Below are 23,019 nucleotides of genomic sequence, written 5' to 3'. Positions count from 1 at the left end.
GCCCTTGGGCGACGCGCGCGGCCGAACCCACGCCGCCGTGCCCGTCAGCGCGACGGCCACTTCCATGCCGGCAGGTCGCGCGAGTCGGCATCGACGAGTGCGGTCGCGCCGAGCTGCTTGTCGAGCACCAGCGATTCGCAGCCGGCCTCGCGCTCGAGCGTCGCGATGAGCCGCGCCGCATGCGACACGACCAGCACCTGCGAACGCTGCGCGGCCTGCGCGATCAGGCGGCCGAGCGCCGGCAGCAGATCGGGATGCAGGCTCGTCTCCGGTTCGTTCAGCACCATCAGCGCCGGCGGCCGCGGTGTCAGCAGCGCGGCCGCGAGCAGCAGGTAGCGCAGCGTGCCGTCGGACAGCTCGGCCGCCGCGAGCGGCCGCAACAGCCCCGGCTGGCGCATCAGCACGTCGAAGCGGCCGCGGCCGCCCGGATTGTCGATCTCGACCGACGCGCCGGGAAACGCGTCGTCGAGCGCCGCATCGAGCGCCGCGCCGTCGCCGATTTCGCGGATCGTCTGCAGCGCGGCGGCCAGGTCGGCGCCGTCGTCCGCCAGCACCGGCGTGTGGGTGCCGATATGCGACTGCCGTGCCGGCGCCTGCGCATCGGTCCGGAAATGGTCGTAGAAGCGCCACGAGCGGATCCGCTCGCGCACCGCGATCATCTCGGGCGCGCCGGTCGGATCGGCGAACTCGGTCATCATGCTGTCGAAGCTCGCGACCGGCTGCGGAATCGTCTGCCAGTCGCCCGACGCGGTACGCGCGCGGATCTGCGCGCCCTGCCGGTCGACCAGCAGCGTCGACGGGCGCGGCAGCGCACCGCCCCAGATGCACTCGCGCTTGACCACCGGATCGAGCCGGAACATCGACGCGTCGTTCTTCACCGGCAGGCCGAGATCGATCGAATAGCCGAAATCGTCGCACGCGAAGCCGAGCTTCAGGCTCACGGGCCCGTTGCGCACCGTGCCGGTCACCGGCGCATCGCCGGCCAGCATCGCGCGCGAGAAGCGCTCGGGGCCGGCCCACAGCGTCGACGGCAAGCCGCCCTCGCGGGCGAGCGACGGAATCACGCGGCCCTGCGCGGTGTCGGCGAGCAGCCGCAGCGCGCGGTACACGCTCGACTTGCCGCTGCCGTTCGGCCCCGTGACGACGTTGAGCGCCGCGAGCGGCACGATCAGCTCGCGCAGCGAGCGGTAATTGGCGATGGCGAGCGTGTTCAGCGCGGTCATGGCGATGGATGGCGGGCACGCGGGCCGCGTTCAGCGGCCGTCGGTGGCCTGCGGATCGGCTGCGGTGTTGGCCGCCGTGCTGGCGGCAGGCGGCCGCGCGTGCGGCCGTTCGGGGTTCGGTGCGTCCGGCGCGGACTCATGCGGATACAGCTCCGTCCGGCTGCGCGGCAGGCATTGCGGATAGCGATCCTGCAGGTACGCGATCAACCCTTCGCGCACGCGGCAGCGCAGATCCCAGCACGACGGCGAATCGGCCGCGCTGACGAGCGCGCGCAACTGCATCGCACGCTCCGTCGCGTCGGTCACCTGCAGCACCTGCACGCGGCCGTCCCACTCGGGCGCCGCGTGGACGAGCCGCGCGAGTTCCTCGCGCAGCGGCGCGAGCGGCGTGCGGTAGTCGACCGACAGGTAGACCGTGCCGATGATTTCCGCGCTGTTGCGCGTCCAGTTCGTGAACGGGTTCTCGATGATCCACTGCAGCGGCACGACGAGGCGCCGCTGGTCCCACAGCCGCACCGACACGAACGAACCGGTGATTTCCTCGATGCGCCCCCACTCGCCCTGGATCACGACTACATCGTCGAGCCGGATCGGCTGCGTGAGCGCGATCTGCAGCCCGGCAATCAGGTTGCCGAGCACCGGCCGCGCGGCGATACCGGCGACCAGGCCCGCGACGCCGGCCGACGCCAGCAAGCTCGCGCCGACCTGGCGCACATTCGGGAACGTCATCAGCGCGGCGCCGGTGCCGATGATCACGACCAGCACCATCACGGTCCGCACGAGCACCCGGGCCTGCGTATGGATGCGCCGCGCCTGGAGGTTGTCGGCCGTATCGATCGGATGCGCCTTGATGATCGCGTCGCCGACGCCGGCCGCGAGCCGCACCAGCAGCCACGTGAGCGACACGATGGAGCCGACCGCCGCCGCGGTGCGCATGCCACCCACGAACGACATGCCGTCGTCGGCCTGGACCCACAGGAATTCGAGCGTCAGCAGCGCGAGTACGACGAGCGACGACTTGTCGATGTAGCGCAGGATTGCGCTCATCAGCGGATACGGCTGCGCGATACGCTTGACGATCCGTGCGCCAAGACGGTGCGCGATCGCGACGACCAGTACGACGATGACCGACACGGCCAGCGTGCCGAGCCACGAATGCAGCGGCGCATCGGCGATGCGCGGCAGTTCCTCGATTGAAATCATCGGCGCCCGGGATGCTTCGGTTATGAGGCGCGCACGCCTCGTCCTGGATGCGTCGGCGACATCCGGGCAATGCACGCGCCCGGACACGGCGTCAGATCAGTTGCCGCCCCTGCAGGGAAACGCCTTGCCGAGACCGAGCGACACCGCGGTGCTCGCGTTGTAGTCGGCCAGCTTCGGATTTTCCGCGATGTACTTGCGCACCGCATCGGTCATCTGCTGCGCCCGGATGTCGGGCGGCAGGCAGAAATACTGGCCGACACGCGGCCCCGTGGTGCCGCCGATCGCGTCGATGGTGTTGTAGACGCCGTCGGCGGCGCCTTCGATATAGGCCGCGCACGACGCCCGCGACTTGACGTCCGTCTTCGCGCACAGCCGGTCGAGATCCGCGCCCGTGAAAGCCGCCGCCGACAACGGCACGGCAAACGCCGCGGCACAAAACATTGCGCGCAACATGGTGTTCCTTATGTCAATGCGGCCCGAGACCGCCTGCTGCCTTGGCCGGCGCGGCGCCGGACACCCTGCTCCGGCCGGAATCCGGCCGGCCGGGTGCGCGCCGCCGCCCTGGCCGGTCGCACCGAAAACCGTCATTTTGCACTCTTTTGCGCATCAGCCGGCGCCGACCCGCCGATACGCACCGTGCGCTTGCTCAGGATGTCGATCGCATCCGGCGCCTTGTAATGCTTCGCGAACTCGAGCGCGGTGATGCCGAGCTGGTTCTTCACCTGCGGATCGGCACCCTGGTCGAGCAGCAGCGTGACCGTCGACGCATGGTTGCCGCGCGCGGCCATCATCAGCGGCGTCGTGCCGTTCGGCGACGCGGTGTCGATATACGCGTCGTGGTCGAGCAGCACCTTGACGACCGCGTCCTGGCCGTTGGTCGCCGCGTAGTGCAGCGGCGCCCAGCCCTTCTTGCTGACTTCCGCACCCTTGTCGATCAGCAGCTTGACGAGGCCGAGGTCGCCGTTCAGCGACGCGAGCATCAGCGCGTTCTCGCCGGCCTTGTCTTCCTTCTCGAGATCGACGTTCGGCGTCGTGGCGATCGCCGCCGCGACCTTGTCGGATTTCTCGCGCGCGGCGATCACCAGCAGCGGGTCGCCGTTCGGCGCGAGCGTGTTCGGATCGAGGCCGTTCTTGAGCTGCTTGCCGATATCGGCGATGTCGTCGAACTTGACGGCCTTGACGATCGCGTCGAGCGACTCGGCATGCGCGCCGGCGGCGGCGAACAGGCCGCTCGCGACCAGCGCGGCGGCGACGAGTGCGCGTTTGGTCAGATGGTTGGTCGGCTTCGACATTGTTGTGGGCTCCTTCCCTGGGTTGTCGGCTGCGCGCGCTTCGTTAGCGGGCGATCTTGAACAGCCGGAAAAAGTTCTGTGTGGTCGCATCGGCGAGCGCCTCGACGGCGATCCCGCGCTCGGATGCGATAAAGCGTCCGACATGGCTGACGTACGCAGGTTCATTCGGCTTGCCGCGATACGGCACCGGCGCGAGGTACGGCGAGTCGGTCTCGATCAGCAGCCGGTCGAGCGGCACGCGCCGCGCGACGTCCTGCACGTCGGTCGCGTTCTTGAACGTGACGATGCCCGACAGCGAGATATGGAAGTTCTGCGCGAGTGCCTGCTCGGCGACGGGCCACGGCTCGGTGAAGCAGTGCATCACGCCGCCCGGCACGTCCGCGCGCTCCTCGGCCATGATCCGCAGCGTGTCCTCCGACGACGACCGCGTGTGGACGATCAGCGGCTTCATCGTCGCGGTCGCCGCGCGGATGTGCGTGCGAAAGCGTTCGCGCTGCCATTCCATGTCGGCGATCGAACGGCCTTCGAGACGGTAATAGTCGAGGCCCGATTCGCCGATCGCGACGACCTTCGGGTGCGCGGCCAGCTCGACGAGCTCCGCGAGCGTCGGCTCGCGCGCGTCCTCGTGATCGGGATGCACGCCGACCGACGCGTAGACGTTGTCGTATGCGTCGGCGATCGCGAGGACCTCGGGCAGCGTCTCGAAATCGACGGACACGCACAGCGCGTGCGTGACGTCGTGCTCGCGCATGTTCTCGAGAACAGCCGGCAGGCGATCGGCCAGGCCCTTGAAATTGATGTGGCAGTGAGAGTCGACGAACATCGTGTTTCCTGAATTCGTAAGGCGGGCGCTCATGCGCTCGCCGGCGTGCGGCAACGGGCGGCGTTCGCGGGCCGGCCGGCCACGGTCGCGTCGCTGCGTGAGCCGTTCATCGTTTCCAAACCCCCGGGAAACAATGGCGGATCACGCGAACATTTCCCGATATCCGAGAAACAATTCCTCGAATACGAGCCGCGCGTTCAGCGGATGGTTCTCGACCGTCCGCTGCCGCGTCACGGCTTTCATGAAGCGCGCGAACGCGTTCGCGTCGACCGACTCCGCGCAGCGCGCGAGCGCCGCCGCGTGCGTCGGGAAGTAGCGCGGCGTGCCCGCCATCCGCTGCGCGAGCAGATCGTACAGCCAGCGCTGCAGCCAGCCCAGCACCAGCGGCACCGGCAACTTCTGCAGCGTCTCGCCGCATGCGAACGGGTCGCACGCCGCACCGGCCGCGAGTTGCCCGAGCGTGTAGTCGCGCAGCGGGCGGTTCTCGTCGCTCGCGAGCGCCAGCGCGGCGAGCGGCGCGCCTCCGACTTCGGCGAGCAGCGCGCTCGCATGGTCGACGCCCTGCGCCGCGAGCCAGGCCGCAGCCGCGTCGGGCGCCGGCACGGTCATCGGCCATTGCCGGCAGCGGCTGATGATCGTCGGCAACAGGCGGTCGATGCGTGCCGACACGAGCAGGAACACGACGCCGGACGGCGGTTCCTCCAGCGTTTTCAGCAGCGCGTTCGACGCGGCGACGTTGAGCGCCTCGGCCGGATACAGCACGACGACGCGCGCGCCGCCGCGGTGCGAACCGACCCCGCAGAAATCGAGCAGCGCGCGCACCTGCTCGATCTTGATTTCCTTGCTCGGCGCGCGCGTCTTCTTGCCGCCTTCATCCGCGTCGGCCGGCTTCGCGTCGTCCGCGGCGCCGGGTGCTTCGCCGGCCAGCGCCTCGGGCAGCACGATCCGGTAGTCCGGGTGGTTGCCCTGCGAGAACCAGGTGCAGGCCGCGCAGGTGCCGCACGGCTCGCCGTTCGGCCGCGGCGATTCGCACAGGAAGCCCTGCGCGAGATGCTGCGCGAACTGCAGCTTGCCGATCCCGGCCTGGCCGTGCAGCAGCAGCGCATGCGGCCATTGCGCTCGCAGTTGCTGCAGGCGGTTCCAGTCGTCGGTCTGCCACGGATAGATCATGTGGTGCGTTCCTTGCGGGTTACAGCGCGGCGAGCACGCGTTCGAGCTGCTGGCGGATCTCGGGAATCGACTGCGTCGCGTCGACGATCGCGAAGCGGTGCGGCGCCTCTTCCGCTCGCCGCAGGTATTCGCCACGCGTACGCGCGAAGAACGCGTCGGACTCGCTTTCGAACTTGTCGGGCATCCGCACGGCGCCGCGGCGCTCGCTCGCGACCTGCGGCGCGACGTCGAACAGCACCGTGAGATCGGGCTGGAAACCGCCCTGCACCCAGCGCTCGAGCGTCTCGAGCTTGTCGCGCGGCAGCCCGCGGCCGCCGCCCTGGTACGCGAACGTCGCGTCGGTGAAGCGATCGGACACGACCCAGTCGCCGCGCGCGAGCGCCGGCTCGATCACGAGCGCGAGATGCTCGCGGCGCGCGGCGAACATCAGCAGCGCTTCCGTCTCGAGATCCATCGGCTGGTTCAGCAGGATCTCGCGCAGTTTCTCGCCGAGCTGCGTGCCGCCCGGCTCGCGGGTGACGACGACCTGCCGGCCGGCCGCGGCCAGCTTGCCCTGGAGGCGTTCGCAGAACCATTGCAGGTGGGTGGTCTTCCCCGCCCCGTCGATGCCTTCGAACGTGATGAATTTACCGCTCGCCATTATTGACCTCGTATGTACTTGTCCACGGCCTTGTTGTGGTCACCGAGCGTTTCCGAGAACACGCTCGTGCCGTCGCCCTTCGCGACGAAATAGAGTGCGCTCGTCTGCGCCGGATTGATTGCCGCCTGCAGCGCGGCGACGCCCGGCAACGCGATCGGTGTCGGCGGCAGGCCGCGTCGCGTATAGGTATTGTAAGGAGTGTCGGCCTGCAGGTCGCGCTTGCGCAGGCGGCCGTCGTACGCGTCGCCGAGCCCGTAGATCACCGACGGATCGGTCTGCAGCGGCATCCCGATGCGCAACCGGTTCGCGAACACGGCCGCGACGAACGCGCGGTCGGCCGCGTGCCCCGTTTCCTTCTCGACGATCGACGCGACCGTCAGCGCTTCGTAAGGCGACTTGTACGGCAGCCCCGGCACGCGCGCGGCCCAGGCCTCGTCGAGGCGCGTCTGCATCAGGTGGTACGCGCGCCGGTAGATGTTCAGGTCGCTCGTGCCCTTGTCGAACAGGTAGGTGTCGGGGAAGAACAGCCCCTCGCCGCTGCCGCGCTGCACGGCGCTGTCCGACGCGCCGATCGCGCGCAGCAGCTCGGTGTCGCTCATCCCGGCCGTCGTGTGCGCAAGATCGGGATTCGCGTCGAGTTCCGCGCGCATCCGCTTGAAGGTCCAGCCCTCGATGACGGTCGCGACGTACTCGTTCACGTCGCCGCGCGCGATCTTTTGCAGGACTTCGTACGGCGTGACGCCCGTCTTGAATTCGTAGTTGCCGGACTTGAGCCGGCTCGACAGCCCGAGCACGCGCGTCATCGCGACGAAACCGAGCGGCTCGACCGGCACGCCGCCGCGCTTGAGCTGCAGCGCGACGCTCTTCACGGTGCTGCGCGGCTTGATCGTGACGTCGAGCGATGCCGAGCCCAGCAGCAGCGGCCGGGTCGCCCAGTAATACCCGCCGCCCGCGCCGGCAGCGGCCACAACGACGGCCAGCGCCACGACTGTCGCGGCGCATTTCTTCAGTAGGGACATGGAAACGTGACTCAGGTAAGACCCATATAATACTTGCTCGCCTCCGTCAAAGTCAGGGTTGACTGTTCCCTCATTCCATGAGCACACCGTTCGCTTCACCGGCTGCCCAGGCCGCACCCGCCTCGCTCCCCGTTTTCCCCCGCCCGTCCGCCGCCGATTTCGACGCGCCGGGCGCCTGCATGCCGCTGCCGCAATTCGGCGTGATCGACGTGGCCGGCGACGACGCCGCGACGTTCCTGCACAGCCAGTTGACCAACGACATCGAGCACCTCGACGCCGCGAGCGCGCGGCTGTCCGGCTATTGCTCGCCGAAGGGGCGCCTCCTCGGGTCGTTCCTCACGTGGCGTGCCGGCCACGGCGTGCGCCTGCTCGTGTCGAAGGACGTCCAGCCTGCCGTGCAGAAGCGGCTGTCGATGTTCGTGCTGCGCTCGAAGGCGAAGCTCACCGATGCGAGCGACGCGCTCGCGGTGGTCGGCTTCGCGGGCGACGTGCGCGACGCGCTGTCGGGCATCTTCGATGCGCTGCCGGACGGCGTGCACGTGAAGGTCGACGGCCCGGCCGGCACGCTGATTCGCGTGCCCGATGCGGCCGGCCGCAAGCGTTATCTGTGGATCGGCCCGCGCGCGGAAGTCGATGCGCGCATCGCCGCGCTTGCCAGCACACTGCCGGTCGTGTCGCCGGCCGTGTGGGACTGGCTCGACGTTCGTGCGGGCGAGCCGCGCATCACGCAGCCGGCCGTCGAACAGTTTGTGCCGCAGATGGTCAACTTCGACGTAATCGGCGCCGTTAACTTCCGCAAGGGGTGTTACCCGGGCCAGGAAATCGTCGCGCGCAGCCAGTACCGCGGCACCATCAAGCGCCGCACCGCGCTCGCGCACGTCGCCGGCGAGACCGATACCGTGCATGCCGGCGTCGAACTGTTCCACAGCGACGATCCCGGCCAGCCGTGCGGGATGATCGTCAACGCGGCGGCCGCGCCCGCGGGCGGCGTCGACGCGCTCGTCGAGATCAAGCTCGCCGCGCTCGACAACGGCACGGTGCACCTCGGTTCGGCCGATGGCCCGGTGCTCGCGTTCGACGCGCTCCCGTACGCGTGGCCGACGGAAGCGTGACGCACTGACAACCCGTTCGTGCGCCGGCTCGCGAGTCGCAGCCGGTGCACGATGTTTCCTGCGAGAGATTCGCCCGATGTGCCTGATTGCCTTCGACTGGCAGCCTGATGCCGCCGCCGGTCCCGTCTTTACCCTGACCGCCAACCGCGACGAGTTCTTTCGTCGCACGAGCGCGCCGCTCACCTGGTGGGAGGATGTACCGGGCGTGCTGGCCGGCCGCGATCTCGAAGCCGGCGGCACGTGGCTCGGCGTATCGCGCGACGGCCGCTTCGCGGCGCTGACGAACTACCGCGCGCCGTTCGACATCCGCGCCGGCGCGCCGACGCGCGGCAAGCTCGTGTCCGATTTCCTCCGCGGCCCGTCCGTCGCGCCGCTCGACTATCTCGGGCAGCTTGCCGAGCACGCGGCCGTGTACAACGGCTTCAACCTGCTCGTCGGCGACTGGAAGCGGCGCGAACTCGCGTGGTTCTGCAACCGTGCGCCCGAGGGCGAGAGCGCCGTCGCCGCGCCCGTCGCGGTCCCGCCCGGTGTGCACGCGCTGTCGAATGCGCGGCTCGATACGCCCTGGCCGAAAGTGGTGCGCAAGCGCGCGGAGCTCGGCACGCTGCTCACCGACAATCCGACCCCGTCGCTCGACGAACTGATCGATCTGATGCGCGACCCGCATGTCGCGGACGACGACGCGCTGCCGCACACGGGCATTCCGATCGAGCGCGAGCGCGCGCTGTCGGCCGCGTTCATCGAGACGCCCGAGTACGGCACGCGCGGCACGACCGCGCTGCGCGTCACGATGAAGGAAGGCGTGCGGCTGACGGTCGAGATCAAGGAGCGCTGCGACGACGACGGTTCGCACCGCACCGTCCGCCCGGGTTCGTTCGAGCGCGCGTTCACGTTCGACCTCGACGCAACGCGGCCGCGCTGAACGCGCATTCCCTGCGCTACGGCGCGCGCGTCATCTCGACGTGCGGCACACCGGCCTCGACGAACGGTTCACCGACCGCCGCGAAGCCGTGCCGCACATAGAACGACACCGCCGAATCCTGCGCGTAGAGCCGCACGACGGTTTCGCCGCGGCGCCGCGCGCCATCGAGCAGCGCGTTCAGCACGGCCGACCCGACGCCCTGCCCGCGCGCGTCGGCCAACACGGCGACGCGGCCGATCGTACCGGACGGCAGCAGCCTCCCCGTCGCGACCGCACGGCGGATTCCCGTCGCCACGTCGACCCGGTACGCGACCGCATGGAACGATAACGGATCGTCGTCGTCGAGTTCCCATTCCGGCGGAATCTGCTGCTCGCGCACGAACACCGCGTCGCGAATGCGCGCGGCGTCGCCTCCCAGTAGCGTCCAGTCGCCCGTTTCCACCACGCCGTCCGTCATAGCAGTTCTCCATGCGGCAAGCACGCCGTCAAACGCCCGCCGTCAAACGTCGTCGAATGCGGCCTTCAGCGCCGCGACCGCATCGGCATGCGCGGCCCGCACCTCGGGCACGTAGCCGCCCATCTTGAAGAATTCGTGGATCATTCCCGGATAGCAGACCAGCGTAACCGCATTGCCGGCCGCGCGCAGCTTGTCCGCGTACGCGGCGCCCTCGTCGCTCAGCGGATCGTATTCGGCCGTCGCGATCCAGGCCGGCGCGACGCCCGCGAACGACGGCGCGCCGCGCATGCCGTCGAGCGGCGCGAAGCGCCAGTCGTCGCGGTCCGCCGGATCGCGCACGTATTGTGTGAAGAACCACTGGATCGTGTCCTGCGACAGCAGGTAGCCGTTCGCGAGCCGCGCGTGCGATGCGGTGTCCTGGTAGCCCGTCACGCCCGGGTAGATCAGCATTTGCAGCGTAAGTTGAATGCCTGCATCGCGCGCGAGCACCGCGCAGACGGTCGCAAGCGTGCCGCCCGCGCTGTCGCCGCCGACCGCCAACCGCGCTGCGTCGATGCCGAACGCTGCAGCCTCGCGATGCAGCCAGCGCAACGCATCGTCGGCGTCGTTCACCGCGGTCGGAAACCGGTGTTCGGGCGCGAGCCGGTAGCCGACCGACAGCACCGCGCATTGCGCGTCACGCGCGAACATCCGGCACAGCGCATCGTGCGTGTCGACGCTGCCGACCGTGAAGCCGCCGCCGTGATAGTAGACGAGCGCGGGCAACGGCTCCGCGAGGCTCGGCTCGACCGGCAGGTAAAGCCGTGCGCCGATCGTGCGGCCGTCGCGCGTCGGCACGACGCATTCCTCGATCGAATGCATCGGCGCCGGCGCCACGTCGAGGATCGGCGCACTCTTCTCGTACGCGGCGCGCGCCTGCTGCGCCGTCTGGTGGTGATAGGACGGACGTTTCGCGCGCTCGATCATGTCGAGCACCTGGGCGATCTTCGGATTCAGCGGCATCGGTGAGGACGGCGCCTGCGCGGCGCCGTAAACGGTCAAGCGTCACATGATGCCACGCCCGCGTCGGGCGGGCGCTACGCACGCTGCATGTCGAAATACCGGCACTTCGGCGTCCCGCGAAACGCGTCCGGCGCGCGAATCCGCGCCGCAAAACAAAACGGCCCTGCCGGTGAAGCAGCAGGGCCGGGAGCGCGCTTACGCGTCGCTCGGGCCGGGCTGCGCGTCCGGCGCCGTGCGCGAGCGTTGCCGCTTGATGTCGCGGCCCACCGCGAGCCGCCGCATGTACTTGAACGTACCGAGCGCCTTCGCGACGAAGTTGCCGTCGCTGTCGCGCACTTCGCCTTCGCAGTAGGCCATTGTGGTCGAGCGATGCATCACGCGCCCGTACGCGCGCAACTCGCCGCGGCCCGGCTGCATGAAGTTCACCTTCATCTCGACCGTGACGACGCCGACGCCGTCGTCGGTCAGGCTGCGCGCGGCCATCGCGAGCGCGATGTCCGCAAGCGTCATCGTCACGCCGCCGTGCGCGATACTCCACGTGTTCATGTGCCGCTCTTCGAGCGGCAGCACGATCTCGCTCGCGCCGTCTTTCGCAGACACGAGCTGCACGCCGAGCAGGTCGACGAACGGGCTTTCGATCGACGGGCCGTCCGTCGGGGATGCCGCGTCGCTCATCGTGCGTTGTCGACGATGTAGTCGACGCACTCGCGCGATTCGGCCACCGCGACGACGAATTTCTTCACTTCCTGGTGAACCGGGTGCACCTGGTAGGCGTCGAGCGCGGCCTTGTCCGTGAAATCGGATACGAGCACGATGTCGGAGGTCGCATCGAGGCCCGGCGTCGCTACGCCGACGTCGATCTGCAGGATGCCCGGCACGAGGTCGCGGCAGCCTTCGAGCTTTTCCTTCAGCTTCAGCGCGTTCTGCGCGCGCGTCGCGCCTTCCGCCGATTCCTTCAACTTCCACATGACAATATGTCTGATCACTTCGGTTGCTCCTGTTCGTTAGGGTTCACGATGCGGGCGCGGCTCGCATCGCGGCCGGCCGGGCGACGCCCGGCCACTCGTCTGTCTGCTTCGCTTGCACGCGATCGCGGGCAACCGGGAAAAAAGCGCGTATCGAATCGGCTATCGTCCAACCTTTCCGGCGACGATACGCACTTGTTCACCGCGTAGACTCTCGACGGCGCAATCCGCGCAAACGGCGACAGGCACCAAGCCTACCAAACTTGACGCCTCCGATGGAACGATCGCTCGGTTCGCGGCCCGAACCGGGGCCGATCATGCGGCGACCGACCACGGGGCCGGTTATCCGGATCGCGCTTCGAAGCCGGCAACGGAGTACGTTTTCCGTTGAATTGCAGGAACGCGGATTGCTCGGGCTTCGCGCGCTCCGTTTCCGCGCATTCCGGCATTGCCCGACAACGGCTGGCACGAACGCGACGATTCAATTCCTGTCCGACATCAATCGCCGGATTGAAACGTCATTGCCAATTATTTCGCCACCGGATATCGCAGATCCATTATCCAACTTCATTAAATCGCATATTTTACCGACCCGGGTAATAATTGCGATCGTCTTTTCAATCGAGTATCGGAAAATCTATAAAACATTATTGACTTCAACTTTCCCGAAAATTTAGAATCCCCTACGACGGCTTACATTTTATTTTCTCTCGCCGCGACCGAATCGCCATTCGCCCGTGCGAAGGCCATCCCAGAGACTTTCCCCACGCCGCACCGGGGCAACACGCTCTGCCACTTGATTTTTCGGCACTGATCAGTCATTCGCCGATTTCAGAAGCACCGCATCCCGATTGATTTCGGGTATTAGCCCGAATGTCCGCAGCACTGAACGAAACGGACAGAAGATCCGTTCATTCGACCATTCCGATAAAAATCGCCAGTCACCAGGAGGGACATCAACATGCATCGCCTTGCGAAGTCGCTGTGTCTCGGGTTCGTCTGCGCCGGCCTGCTCGCCGCATGCAACGACGACGATGTCCAGTCGAGCGGCACGCCGTCGCACAACGCCGCGCTGTCGTTCCGCATGGACACCGGCGGCCAGATCAATGCGTTCTACCGGCAGGACAAGGTCGCCGCGCACCTGCTGGCGCGCTCGTCGACGAAACCGCGCCTGCTCGTGGTCTTCCCCGCCGGCAACAGCGGCACGGGGCTATGGTTCGACGACACCGCGCAGCCGGTGAACTGGAGCCTCGACACGCCGCCGTCCGCGCTGTCGGCCCCCGACACGCACGGCCGCCCGCTGTACGGCATCGGCGCCGACGTGTCGGTGGACACCGACACGCTGACGATCCGCCAGGGCGTGCTCAGCAACGTGCGCTTCCTGCGCGACTTCAACGGCGGCGCAACGATTCCGCAGCAGATCGTCACGGCGCCGACGATCCAGGGCAGCGCCGCGCAATGGCAGCGCGACCGGATCGACGGTGCACCCGGTTATGCGCTGCGCATCACGCTGCGCGACGGCGGCAGCATCGCGCCGGCAGCGGGCGGCAAGCTCGTGCTGCGCGCACCGGCGGGCTCGCACACGCTGAAGTTGCATGTCGATGCGCTGTCGGGCGAGACCCCGCTGTCGCCGATCACGCGCGCCGATCTGCTCGCACCGTCCGTGAACCCCGATCCGGTCAGCCAGAACGTGCTCGAATTCCTGAGCTTCCACGACAAGCTGCTGGCCGGCTCGTGGCAGTACGACACGTACTTCGGCCGCGATACGCTGATCTCGGTCCGCATGCTGATGCCGGTGCTCGAACCCGCGGCGATCGAGGCCGGGTTGTCGTCGGTACTGAGCCGCCTGTCGGCCGACGGCAAGGTCGCGCACGAGGAAGGCATCGGCGAATTCGCGCTGGTCGACAACCAGAAGAACGGGCGGCCGAACGACCCGACGCCGACCTACGACTACAAGATGATCGACAGCGACTACCTGCTCGCGCCGATCGCGGCCGCGTGGCTGATCGACGATACGCGCGGCCAGGCCCGCGCGGCAGCGTATCTCGCGCAGCGCGGCAGCGACGGGCAGACCAACGGCAGCCGCCTGGTCGTCAACCTGCTGCACGTCGCGACCACCGCACAGCCGTTCGCGCAACAGCCGTCGGTCGCGAACCTGATCCACCTGAGGCCCGGCGAGATCGTCGGCAACTGGCGCGACAGTACCGACGGGCTCGGCGGCGGCGTGTACCCGTACGACGTAAATGCGGTGCTCGTGCCGGCCGCGTTGCGCGCGGCGAACGCGTTCCTCGCGCGCGGCCTGCTCGATCCGTACCTGGATGCCGCACAGCGCGCGACGCTCACCAACACGGCGAACGAAGCCGCCACATGGGAAACGCAGGCGCCGCCGCTGTTCCAGGTCAGCGTGCCGGCCGTGCAGGCGGCCACCGACGTGTCGGCCTATGCACCGTCCGCCGGCGTGCCGGCCGGCGCCGCGCCGGGCGCACCGCTGTCGTTCTACGCGCTGTCGCTCGATCAGCAGGGCAACCCGATTCCGGTGATGAATTCCGACGGCGGCTTCGCGCTGCTGTTCGGCACGCCGCCGGACGACGCGCTCCAGCGGATCGTCACCGACGTCACGCGGCCGTTCCCGGCCGGGCTCGTGACCGATGCCGGGATGCTGATCGCGAACCCCGCGTATGCGAACCCGTCGCTGTGGCCGAAGTTCACGAGCTCCGCGTATCACGGCACGGTGATCTGGTCGTGGCAGCAGGCGATGTGGGTGGCCGGGCTCGATCGCCAGCTCGCGCGCCAGGACCTGTCCGCCGCGACGCGCGCGCTGCTCACGCAGGCGCGTCAGACGATCTGGCAGGTGATCTCGAACGGACGCGACATGCGTACATCGGAGATGTGGACGTGGTCCTACGTGAACGGCCAGTTCCAGACCGATGCGTTCGGCACGCGCAGCGCGGACGCGACCGAAGCCAACGCGGCGCAGCTCTGGAGTACGACATATCTCGCGATCCGCGATCCGCAGCAGCGCGCGGGCAAGTACTGGTGGCAGGCGTCGCAGCGGATGCAGGAGATGCAGCCGAAAAACGCAGCGGCCTTGGCATCGCGCTAGCGCATCGCCCATCGCGCGCAAACCGAGCATGCAGAAGCCCCGGAGGTGTTTCCGCCTCCAGGGCTTCGGTCGGTACTACATCGCTCGTCGCTTCCGCACAACCGCGCTGCCGAACGCACCGCACTCGCTCAACGGCGCCGGCGTGCCGCTCGAGAACCCGCATCACCGCGACACAACCCGGTTCCGCCCTTCCCGCTTCGCCTGGTACAGCCGCTCGTCGACCACGCGCAGCAACGCATCGACCGTACTGCCGTCGACCCCGTATTGCGCGACGCCGACGCTGACCGTCACCTGCACGCGCTTGAAGTCCAGCCCGAACGGCGAACTCGCGATCGACGAGCGCACGCGCTCGGCCGTCATCCGCGCGCCCTCGAGCGGCATCTCTGGCAGCAGCGCCATGAACTCTTCGCCGCCGACCCGCGCGAGCCCGCCCGCCGGGCGAATCGCCTCGAGGCACTGGCGGACGACGCCGCGCAGCACCTCGTCGCCGATCTGGTGCCCGTACGCATCGTTGATGTTCTTGAAATTGTCGAGATCGAGCGCGAGCAGGCAAAACGGCGTGCCGTCGCGCTCGGCCCGCACCATCTCGCGCTCGACCTGCGCGATGAACTGCCGGCGGTTCGATGCGCCCGTCATCGGATCCGTCGCGGCCATGTACTCGAGCTTCTGGTTCGTGCGCCGCAGTTCCTGCAGCGCGCTCTCGGTGCGCGCCATCGATTCCGACAGCCGGCTCATCAGGTCTTCCTGGCGGTAGATCGCCGAGAACGAGCGCGTCGTCTGCAGCGCCTGCACGACGCCGTAGCTCAGCAGGAAGAACCCGCCCGCGAAAATCGCATGCGCGAGCCACCACATGTGATTCCACGGCTTGCCGAGAATGAAAGCAACCGACGACAGCGCGAACGCCATGATCGACACGCCGTAGATCACCATCAGCGGCGAGCGGATCCGCCGCGCGAGCAGCACGCCGACGTTCAGCAGCGAGAACACGAGCGCGCCGCCCTCCATCGACAGCCGCGTGCCCAGCGCGCCCGCGACCGGCGAATACGCGATGTACGCCACCGCGACGTTGACGATCACGAAGAACATGATCCACGGCAGCCACGTCCGCGCGCTCGTGCGCTTCTCGATGTGATCGGGCGGACGCGAATACGACATCAGGCCAGTGAGCAGCAGAATCGACATCACGAGCCGCGACGCGGGCCCGTACAGCAGGAACAGCCAGATATTGTGGTGCGCCATCCCGGTGAAGACGCCGTGCAGCGCATAGATCATCGCGAAGCCGAGAAAGCCGAGCGTCAGCCAGCGCAGCAGCGGCTCGCCGGACGACCGGTAGCACACCCACGTCACGTAGGTGACGAACGCGCCCTCGAGGGTCGCCGCCGCAATCGCGATTTCATGGAACGCGTGGCTCTCGAACACGACGCGCGGGTCGCTGAAGAACCACAGATAGGCAATCAGATAGGCAGGCAGCAACGCGAATCCGATCAGCAGGCATTTCGCGTAGAGCCTCGCGGCCGCGCTGACGACGCGCGGCGGTTCCCCGGCTGCATAGGTCGTACTCATTCGGTCCCCGGTCGGTCTGCTGCGTTGGTTCGAACCTTCGCGGCACGGATCGTGCGTTGCACGATCCTGCCCATCGTGCCGAAAGGCAAATGTCAGAGCAAGTATAGGTGGGGCAATTCGTTTGACAAGTAAGGGGAAACGGCATTACCCGAAGCACGCCTTTTGCTTCCCGATTGTTTCGAATAGCGGCACGGCCGCGCCGATTCGCGTCGCGGCCGCGAGCCTCGCCAAAGCGAAACCGCGGCCGCCATCGGCCAAAGATCAGATGACTTCGAACAACCCGGCCGCGCCCTGGCCGCCGCCGATGCACATCGTGACGACCACGTACTTCACGCCGCGCCGCTTGCCTTCGATCAGCGCATGGCCCGTCAGGCGCGCGCCCGACACGCCGTACGGATGGCCGACCGCGATCGCGCCGCCGTTCACGTTCAGTCGATCCTCGGGAATCCCGAGCGTGTCGCGGCAGTACAGCACCTGCACCGCGAACGCTTCGTTCAGTTCCCACAAGCCGATGTCATCGACCTTCAGCCCCGCCTGCTTCAGCAGCTTGGGCACCGCGAACACGGGGCCGATGCCCATCTCGTCCGGCTCGCAGCCGGCCACGGCGAAGCCGCGGAACACGCCCAGCGGCTGCAGCCCTTCGCGCTGCGCGGCATCGGCGCTCATCACGACGCACGCCGACGCACCGTCCGAGAACTGGCTCGCGTTGCCGGCGGTGATCACGCCGCCCGGCACGGCCGAACGGATCTTCGACACGCCTTCGAGCGTCGTGTCGGGACGGATGCCTTCGTCGGCCGATACGGTCACTTCCTTCGTGAACAGGCGGCCCGTCGCCTTGTCGGCGATGCCCGCGAGCACGGTGATCGGCACGATCTCGTCGCGAAAGCGCCCGGCTTCCTGGGCGGCCGCGGCCCGCAGTTGCGACTGCACGCCGTACTCGTCCTGCCGCTCCTTCGAGATCCCGTAGCGCTTCGCGACGTTCTCGGCCGTCTGCAGCATGTTCCAGTAGATCTCGGGCTTGTGCTCGACGAGCCAGCCCTCCTGGACCATGTGCCGGTTCATCTCGTTCTGCACGCACGAGATCGATTCGACACCGCCCGCGACATACACGTCGCCTTCGCCCGCGATGATCCGCTGCGCGGCCAGCGCAATGGTCTGCAGTCCGGACGAGCAGAAACGATTTACCGTCATCCCGGGCACGGTCACGGGCAGCCCCGCGCGCAGCACGATCTGCCGCGCGATGTTCGCGCCGGTCGCGCCTTCGGGGTTCGCGCAGCCCATGATCACGTCCTCGACGCGCGCGGGGTCGAGCTTCGCGCGTTCGAGCGCGGCCGCGACCACGTGGCCGCCGAGCGTCGCGCCGTGCGTCATGTTGAATCCGCCGCGCCAGGATTTCGCCAGCGGCGTGCGTGCGGTCGATACGATTACGGCTTCGGTCATGCGAGTCTCCTTCGGTCCTGCTTCATGTTAGGGTCTGTTTACATATGGAACGCGCATGCGTTGCCACGAGAACGGCCGCTCGCGAGGCGCGCGACGCCGCGAATACTGACGTATTCGCAAGGAGCGCAACGCGGCGAGCGGCCGTTCTCGTGGCAACCCCAAATTAGAAAATTCATGTCACGGGAATGCCCGAAATCACCCGTATGGCGGCGTCGCTCGTCGCTTGTTTGGCTCGGCCAAACGGCGCTCCTCACTTCTTGCCATACGCCCCGAAGGAAGTCCCCTTGGGGGACGAGCGATTTCGGGCATTCGCATGTGCGTTCCATATGTAAACAGACCCTAAATCGGATGGGGAATGCGCTACGCCGTCGGGCGCGCGCCCGCGGACATCACATGTGCGACGCCCGCTGCCTGCATCTGCTGCCATGCGTGCGCGAGCGACCCGTTCAGGTCGATCGCGCGGCACGCATCGTCGATCACCGCGGCTTCGAAACCGGCCGCACGCGCATCGAGCGCCGACCACGCGACGCAATAGTCGGTCGCGAGCCCGCAGCACCACACGCGCTTCGCGCCGAGCTCGCGCAAATAGCCCGCGAGCCCCGTGCGCGTCGTCCGATCGGCTTCGACGAACGCGGAATAGCTGTCGACCTGTGCGTCGCCGCCCTTGCGGATCACGAGCCGCGCGTGCGGGATGTCGAGGTCGCGATGCAGCGCCGCGCCGTCGGTGTCCTGCACGCAGTGCACGGGCCACAGCACCTGCTCGCCGTACGGCAGTGCGAGCGTCGAGAACGGCTCGCGCCCCGGATGGTTCGCCGCGAACGACACGTGCTCGCGCGGGTGCCAGTCCTGTGTCAGCACGACCTGGTCGAAGCGTCGCGCGAGCGCGTTGATCACCGGCACGACCGCGTCGCCGTCCGGCACCGCGAGCGCGCCGCCCGGCATGAAGTCGTATTGCACGTCGATCACGAGCAGTACGTCGTCGGTGCGTTTCATTGCGTTTCTCCTGGAGGAATCGGGCGCGCCGTCGTGCGATATCGTCAGCCGTTGAACCCGCGGCCGGCCTTTGCCAGCTCCACGATCGACGGCGCGAGCTGCCAGGCGTCGCCGTTCGGCGCGGCCGCATAGCGGCGAATCGCGCGCTCGACGTTGTAGAGGCCGACCACGTCCGCGTACAGCATCGGGCCGCCGCGCCACAGCGGGAAGCCATAGCCGGTCAGGTAGACCATGTCGATGTCGGATGCCTTCGATGCGATCTTCTCTTCGAGGATCTTCGCGCCTTCGTTGACGAGCGCGAACACGAGCCGCTCGACGATCTCGTCATCGCCGATCTTGCGCCGCTCGACGCCACGCTCCTGCGAATACGCGACGACCATCTCGTCGACCAGCGACGACGGCTTCGCCTTGCGCTCGCCCGGCACGTAGTCGTACCAGCCCGCGCCCGTCTTCTGGCCGAAGCGGCCCTGCTCGCACAGACGGTCGGCGATCTTCGAATACTGCAGATCGGGCTGCTCGACGTAGCGGCGCTTGCGGATCGCCCAGCCGATGTCGTTGCCGGCGAGGTCGCTCATCCGGAACGGCCCCATCGCGAAACCGAACTTCTCGATCGCGCGATCGACCTGCGAAGGCAGCGCGCCTTCCTCGAGCATGAAGAGCGCCTGGCGGATGTACTGCTCGATCATCCGGTTGCCGATGAAGCCGTCGCACACGCCCGACACGACCGCCGTCTTGCGGATCTTCTTCGCCACCGCCATCACGGTCGCGAGCACGTCCTTCGCGGTCTGCGCGCCGCGCACGACCTCGAGCAGCTTCATCACGTTCGCCGGGCTGAAGAAGTGCATACCGACGACGTCCTGCGGACGCTTCGTGAACGCCGCGATCTTGTCGACGTCGAGCGTCGACGTGTTCGACGCGAGGATCGCGCCCGGTTTCGCGACTTCGTCGAGCTTCCTGAACACCTGCTCCTTCACACCGAGTTCCTCGAACACGGCCTCGACGATCAGATCGGCATCCTTCAAGTCGTCGTAGGACAGCGTCGGCGCGATCAGCGCCATGCGTGCGTCGAGCTTCTCCTGCGTGAGCTTGCCCTTCTTCACCTGCGCGTCGTAGTTCTTGCGGATCGTCGCGACGCCGCGCTCGAGCGCTTCCTGCCTGGTCTCGAGCAGCGTGACGGGCAGGCCCGCGTTGACGAAGTTCATCGCGATCCCGCCGCCCATCGTGCCCGCGCCGATCACGCCGACGCGACGAATCTCGCGCAACGACGTATCGGCCGGCACGTCGGGAATCTTGCTCGCCGCACGCTCGCCGAAGAACGCATGACGCAGCGCACGGCTTTCCGGCGTCATCATCAGCGCGACGAAACCCTCGCGCTCGGCAACGCTGCCCTTGTCGAAGCCGTTCAGCACGCCGGCCTCGATCGCGTCGATGCACTTGTGCGGCGCGGGGAAGTTCGGTGCGGCGGCCCGCGCGGAATTGCGTGCGAACTGGATGAAGCCCGCGGCGTTCTCGTGGACGATCTTGCGATCGCGCACGCGCGGATGCGGCCCCTTTTGAGCACCGACCTTGCGCGCGAACGCGACGGCCGCGTCGAGCAGGTCGCCGTCGGCCATTTCGTCGAACAGCCCGCTCTTCGCGAGTTGCTCCGACGGCACCGGCGCGCCCGACACGATCATGTTCAGCGCGGTTTCGAGCCCCACCGCGCGCGGCAGGCGCTGCGTGCCGCCCGCGCCCGGCAGCAGGCCGAGCTTCACTTCGGGCAGTGCGACCTGCGCGCCGGGTGCCGCAACGCGGTAGTGCGCGCCGAGCGCGAGTTCGAGGCCGCCGCCCATCACGACGCTGTGCAGCGCCGCGACGACGGGCTTCGCGCTCGCCTCCACCGCGCGGATCACGGTGTGCAGCGTCGGCTCCTGCAGCGCCTTCGGCGTGTTGAATTCGGTGATGTCGGCGCCGCCCGAGAATGCGCGGCCCGCGCCGGTCAGCACGATGGCCGCGACCGACGGATCCTGCGCGGCGCGATCGAGCGCGTCCATGACGCCCTGGCGGGTCGACAGGCCGAGCCCGTTGACGGGCGGATTGTTGAGCGTAAGGACGGCCACGCCGTCGCGAGTCGAGTAATCCACTGCCATCTGCCTGCCTCCATGCATCGCGCGCCGGGGTGGCTGCGCTTCATTGTGCGCGGTCGAACAGCCGCATGTCCGGATCGAACGGAGGCAGCATACAACGAAAAAGCACGGTCGTTCAATTTGAATTTTTATCCCGACCCGGGGACGGATCGGGCGACCGGATCGCGGCCTGTCTCCGGCCCGCGCTTGGCCTTACGGCTCCTTATGGCTCGCACACCGCCGTCGGCAACACGTAATCGCGAAACGTCTCGCGCAGCTTCAGCTTCTGCAGCTTGCCGGTCGCGGTGTGCGGCAGCGATTCGACGAACACGACGTCGTCGGGAATCCACCATTTCGCGACCTTGCCCTCATAGAACGCGAGCAGCGTGTCGCGGCTCAGGTTCGCGCCTTCGCGGGGCACCACGACGAGCAGCGGGCGCTCGGTCCATTTCGGGTGCGCGCATGCGATGCACGCGGCCTCGGCAACACCCGGGTGCGCGATCGCGACGTTCTCGATGTCGATCGAGCTGATCCACTCGCCGCCCGACTTGATCACGTCCTTGCTGCGGTCGGTGATCTGCAGGAAGCCGTCGGGGTCGATCGTCGCGACGTCGCCGGTCGGGAACCAGCCGTCCGACAGCGGCGACGTGTCGCCGCGAAAGTAGTGATCGATCACCCACGGCCCGCGCACCTGCAGTTCGCCGAACGCGACGCCGTCCCACGGCAGCTCATGGCCGTCCTCGCCGACGATGCGCATGTCGACGCCGCAGATCACGCGCCCCTGCTTCTCGAGCAGCCGGCGCTGCGCGTCGAGCGGCCGCTGCGACTGCGCCCAGTTGAGCTTGGCGAGCGTGCCGAGTGGCGACAATTCGGTCATCCCCCATGCATGAATCACGCGCACGCCGTATTCGTCCTCGAACGTGCGCAGCATCGCGGGCGGGCACGCTGAACCGCCGATCACCGTGCGGTTCAGCGTCGAGAAACGCACGCCGGCCTCGCGCATGTAGTTGAGCAAGCCGAGCCACACGGTCGGCACGCCCGCGGAGAACGTCACGCGCTCGGCCTCCATCAGCTCGTACAGCGATTTGCCGTCGAGATCCTTGCCGGGCAGCACGAGCTTGCCGCCGGTGAGCGGCACCGCATACGGCAAGCCCCACGCGTTGACGTGGAACATCGGCACGACGGGCAGCACGGCGTCCATCGCGGACAGGTTCATCGCGTCGGGCAGCGCGGCGCCGTACGCGTGCAGCACCGTCGAGCGGTGCGAATACAGCACGCCCTTCGGATTGCCGGTCGTGCCCGACGTGTAGCAGAGCCCCGACGCCTGCTGCTCGTCGACGCGCGGCCAGTCGTAGCGGCCGTCCTCCGCTTCGACGAGCGTTTCGTAGCAGAGCAGCGGCGTCGCGCAGGACGGCAGGTGCGCGGCGTCCGTCATCGCAATCCAGCCCTTCACGTGCGGGCATTGCGGCGCGATCGCGTCGACCAGCGGCGCGAAATTGATGTCGAACAGGACGTAGCGGTCTTCCGCGTGATTGACGATGTACGCGATCTGCTCGGGGAACAGGCGCGGGTTGATCGTGTGGCACACGGAACCCATCCCGCCGATCCCGTAGTACGCCTCCAGATGCCGGTAGCCGTTCCACGCCAGCGTGCCGACGCGGTCGCCGGCTTCGACGCCGAGCCGCGCGAGCGCCTGCGCGAGCTGCTTCGCGCGGCGTTCGCAGTCGCGATACGTGTAGCGATGCACATCGCCCTCGATGCGCTTCGACACGATCTCGGTGTCACCCGCGTGACGCGCGGCATGCGCGATCAGCGAGGACACCAGCAACGGCATGTCCATCATCTGGCCCAGCAACGGCTTACCCATCGTCTTGTTCTCCCTGAAGGACGCGAATCGGTGACCAGCCCGGGGGCTGTTTCCATAAGGAACACGCATGCGTTGACACGAGACCGGCGGGCGCCCGTCAGCGGCCCGGACGGGCGTGGC

21 protein-coding genes are annotated in these 23,019 nt (G+C 67.9%); 4 read left to right on the top strand and 17 right to left on the bottom strand.

Going from position 1 to position 23,019, the window contains the following annotated elements; translation table 11 throughout:
- Window positions 1–44: 44 nt before the first annotated feature.
- The 8 genes from JYG32_RS03550 to mltG form a co-directional block, all read right to left on the bottom strand.
- Window positions 45–1,223: an AAA family ATPase gene (locus tag JYG32_RS03550; RefSeq protein WP_213264667.1), complete on the bottom strand. Its 1,179-nt coding sequence runs from the start codon at window positions 1,221–1,223 to the stop codon at window positions 45–47.
- A gap of 30 nt (window positions 1,224–1,253) precedes the next feature.
- A complete protein-coding gene (locus JYG32_RS03545; RefSeq protein ID WP_213264666.1) occupies window positions 1,254–2,426 on the bottom strand; it encodes a mechanosensitive ion channel family protein in 1,173 nt (390 codons plus the stop codon).
- 96 nt (window positions 2,427–2,522) lie between these two features.
- Window positions 2,523–2,879, bottom strand: a complete 357-nt coding sequence (locus tag JYG32_RS03540; RefSeq protein ID WP_011885036.1) for a Rap1a/Tai family immunity protein — start codon at window positions 2,877–2,879, stop codon at window positions 2,523–2,525.
- A gap of 131 nt (window positions 2,880–3,010) precedes the next feature.
- Window positions 3,011–3,718: an ankyrin repeat domain-containing protein gene (locus JYG32_RS03535; RefSeq protein WP_213264665.1), complete on the bottom strand. Its 708-nt coding sequence runs from the start codon at window positions 3,716–3,718 to the stop codon at window positions 3,011–3,013.
- 43 nt (window positions 3,719–3,761) lie between these two features.
- Window positions 3,762–4,541, bottom strand: coding sequence for a TatD family hydrolase (locus tag JYG32_RS03530; protein WP_213264664.1), 780 nt, complete (start codon window positions 4,539–4,541; stop codon window positions 3,762–3,764).
- 141 nt (window positions 4,542–4,682) lie between these two features.
- The gene (locus JYG32_RS03525; RefSeq protein ID WP_174380858.1) at window positions 4,683–5,711 is read right to left on the bottom strand and encodes a DNA polymerase III subunit delta'; all 1,029 of its coding nucleotides are present in this window, start codon (window positions 5,709–5,711) and stop codon (window positions 4,683–4,685) included.
- Window positions 5,712–5,730: 19 nt separating this feature from the next.
- A complete protein-coding gene (tmk, locus tag JYG32_RS03520) occupies window positions 5,731–6,351 on the bottom strand; it encodes a dTMP kinase (protein ID WP_213264663.1) in 621 nt (206 codons plus the stop codon).
- Window positions 6,351–7,370: an endolytic transglycosylase MltG gene (gene mltG / locus JYG32_RS03515; RefSeq protein WP_213264662.1), complete on the bottom strand. Its 1,020-nt coding sequence runs from the start codon at window positions 7,368–7,370 to the stop codon at window positions 6,351–6,353. The genes tmk and mltG overlap by 1 nt, the downstream gene beginning before the upstream one ends.
- A 77-nt stretch (window positions 7,371–7,447) precedes the next feature.
- Between mltG and JYG32_RS03510 the strand changes: the two genes are divergently transcribed.
- Together JYG32_RS03510 and JYG32_RS03505 are read left to right on the top strand one after the other, a co-directional pair.
- Entirely contained in the window at window positions 7,448–8,482 is a 1,035-nt protein-coding gene (locus tag JYG32_RS03510) for a YgfZ/GcvT domain-containing protein (RefSeq protein ID WP_213264661.1), read from the top strand.
- 76 nt (window positions 8,483–8,558) lie between these two features.
- Complete coding sequence (locus JYG32_RS03505; RefSeq protein ID WP_174380862.1) at window positions 8,559–9,404, top strand: NRDE family protein; 846 nt, start codon at window positions 8,559–8,561, stop codon at window positions 9,402–9,404.
- A gap of 16 nt (window positions 9,405–9,420) precedes the next feature.
- Here the strand turns inward: JYG32_RS03505 and JYG32_RS03500 are convergent, their stop codons facing one another.
- The 4 genes from JYG32_RS03500 to JYG32_RS03485 all read right to left on the bottom strand — a co-directional run bounded on the left by JYG32_RS03500 (window position 9,421) and on the right by JYG32_RS03485 (window position 11,849).
- Window positions 9,421–9,861: a GNAT family N-acetyltransferase gene (locus JYG32_RS03500; RefSeq protein WP_213264660.1), complete on the bottom strand. Its 441-nt coding sequence runs from the start codon at window positions 9,859–9,861 to the stop codon at window positions 9,421–9,423.
- A 42-nt stretch (window positions 9,862–9,903) separates the two neighbouring features.
- Window positions 9,904–10,863, bottom strand: a complete 960-nt coding sequence (locus JYG32_RS03495; protein ID WP_213264659.1) for an alpha/beta hydrolase — start codon at window positions 10,861–10,863, stop codon at window positions 9,904–9,906.
- Between the two features lie 195 nt (window positions 10,864–11,058).
- Complete coding sequence (locus JYG32_RS03490; RefSeq protein WP_047900904.1) at window positions 11,059–11,538, bottom strand: PaaI family thioesterase; 480 nt, start codon at window positions 11,536–11,538, stop codon at window positions 11,059–11,061.
- On the bottom strand, window positions 11,535–11,849 hold the full coding sequence (locus JYG32_RS03485) for a Dabb family protein (RefSeq protein WP_174380865.1): 315 nt from the start codon (window positions 11,847–11,849) through the stop codon (window positions 11,535–11,537). Before JYG32_RS03485 ends, JYG32_RS03490 begins: the two co-directional genes overlap by 4 nt.
- 254 nt (window positions 11,850–12,103) lie before the next feature.
- Between JYG32_RS03485 and JYG32_RS03480 the strand changes: the two genes are divergently transcribed.
- Together JYG32_RS03480 and JYG32_RS03475 are read left to right on the top strand one after the other, a co-directional pair.
- On the top strand, window positions 12,104–12,505 hold the full coding sequence (locus JYG32_RS03480) for a hypothetical protein (RefSeq protein ID WP_213264658.1): 402 nt from the start codon (window positions 12,104–12,106) through the stop codon (window positions 12,503–12,505).
- A 284-nt stretch (window positions 12,506–12,789) separates the two neighbouring features.
- The gene (locus JYG32_RS03475) at window positions 12,790–14,931 is read left to right on the top strand and encodes a hypothetical protein (RefSeq protein ID WP_213264657.1); all 2,142 of its coding nucleotides are present in this window, start codon (window positions 12,790–12,792) and stop codon (window positions 14,929–14,931) included.
- Between the two features lie 162 nt (window positions 14,932–15,093).
- Here JYG32_RS03475 and JYG32_RS03470 read toward each other — a convergent pair whose 3' ends face one another.
- From JYG32_RS03470 to JYG32_RS03450, 5 genes are all read right to left on the bottom strand, one after another.
- Window positions 15,094–16,494 (bottom strand): GGDEF domain-containing protein, encoded by a 1,401-nt coding sequence (locus JYG32_RS03470; RefSeq protein WP_174380877.1) that lies wholly within the window; start codon window positions 16,492–16,494, stop codon window positions 15,094–15,096.
- A gap of 261 nt (window positions 16,495–16,755) precedes the next feature.
- The gene (locus JYG32_RS03465) at window positions 16,756–17,934 is read right to left on the bottom strand and encodes an acetyl-CoA C-acyltransferase (protein WP_213264656.1); all 1,179 of its coding nucleotides are present in this window, start codon (window positions 17,932–17,934) and stop codon (window positions 16,756–16,758) included.
- Between the two features lie 360 nt (window positions 17,935–18,294).
- The gene (pncA, locus tag JYG32_RS03460; RefSeq protein ID WP_213264655.1) at window positions 18,295–18,927 is read right to left on the bottom strand and encodes a bifunctional nicotinamidase/pyrazinamidase; all 633 of its coding nucleotides are present in this window, start codon (window positions 18,925–18,927) and stop codon (window positions 18,295–18,297) included.
- A 44-nt stretch (window positions 18,928–18,971) separates the two neighbouring features.
- Window positions 18,972–21,056 carry a 3-hydroxyacyl-CoA dehydrogenase NAD-binding domain-containing protein gene (locus tag JYG32_RS03455; RefSeq protein ID WP_213264654.1) on the bottom strand — a complete coding sequence of 695 codons (2,085 nt, stop codon included), beginning with the start codon at window positions 21,054–21,056 and terminating at the stop codon, window positions 18,972–18,974.
- Between the two features lie 199 nt (window positions 21,057–21,255).
- Window positions 21,256–22,899: a 3-(methylthio)propionyl-CoA ligase gene (locus JYG32_RS03450; protein ID WP_174380881.1), complete on the bottom strand. Its 1,644-nt coding sequence runs from the start codon at window positions 22,897–22,899 to the stop codon at window positions 21,256–21,258.
- Between the last annotated feature and the right edge of the window lie 120 nt (window positions 22,900–23,019).

Origin of the sequence: Burkholderia pyrrocinia (assembly GCF_018417535.1) — a bacterium.
GTDB classification, from domain to species: Bacteria; Pseudomonadota; Gammaproteobacteria; order Burkholderiales; family Burkholderiaceae; genus Burkholderia; species Burkholderia pyrrocinia_E.
Note: the sequence above shows the minus strand (reverse complement) of the source record. Positions and strands in the feature narration are given on the sequence as shown.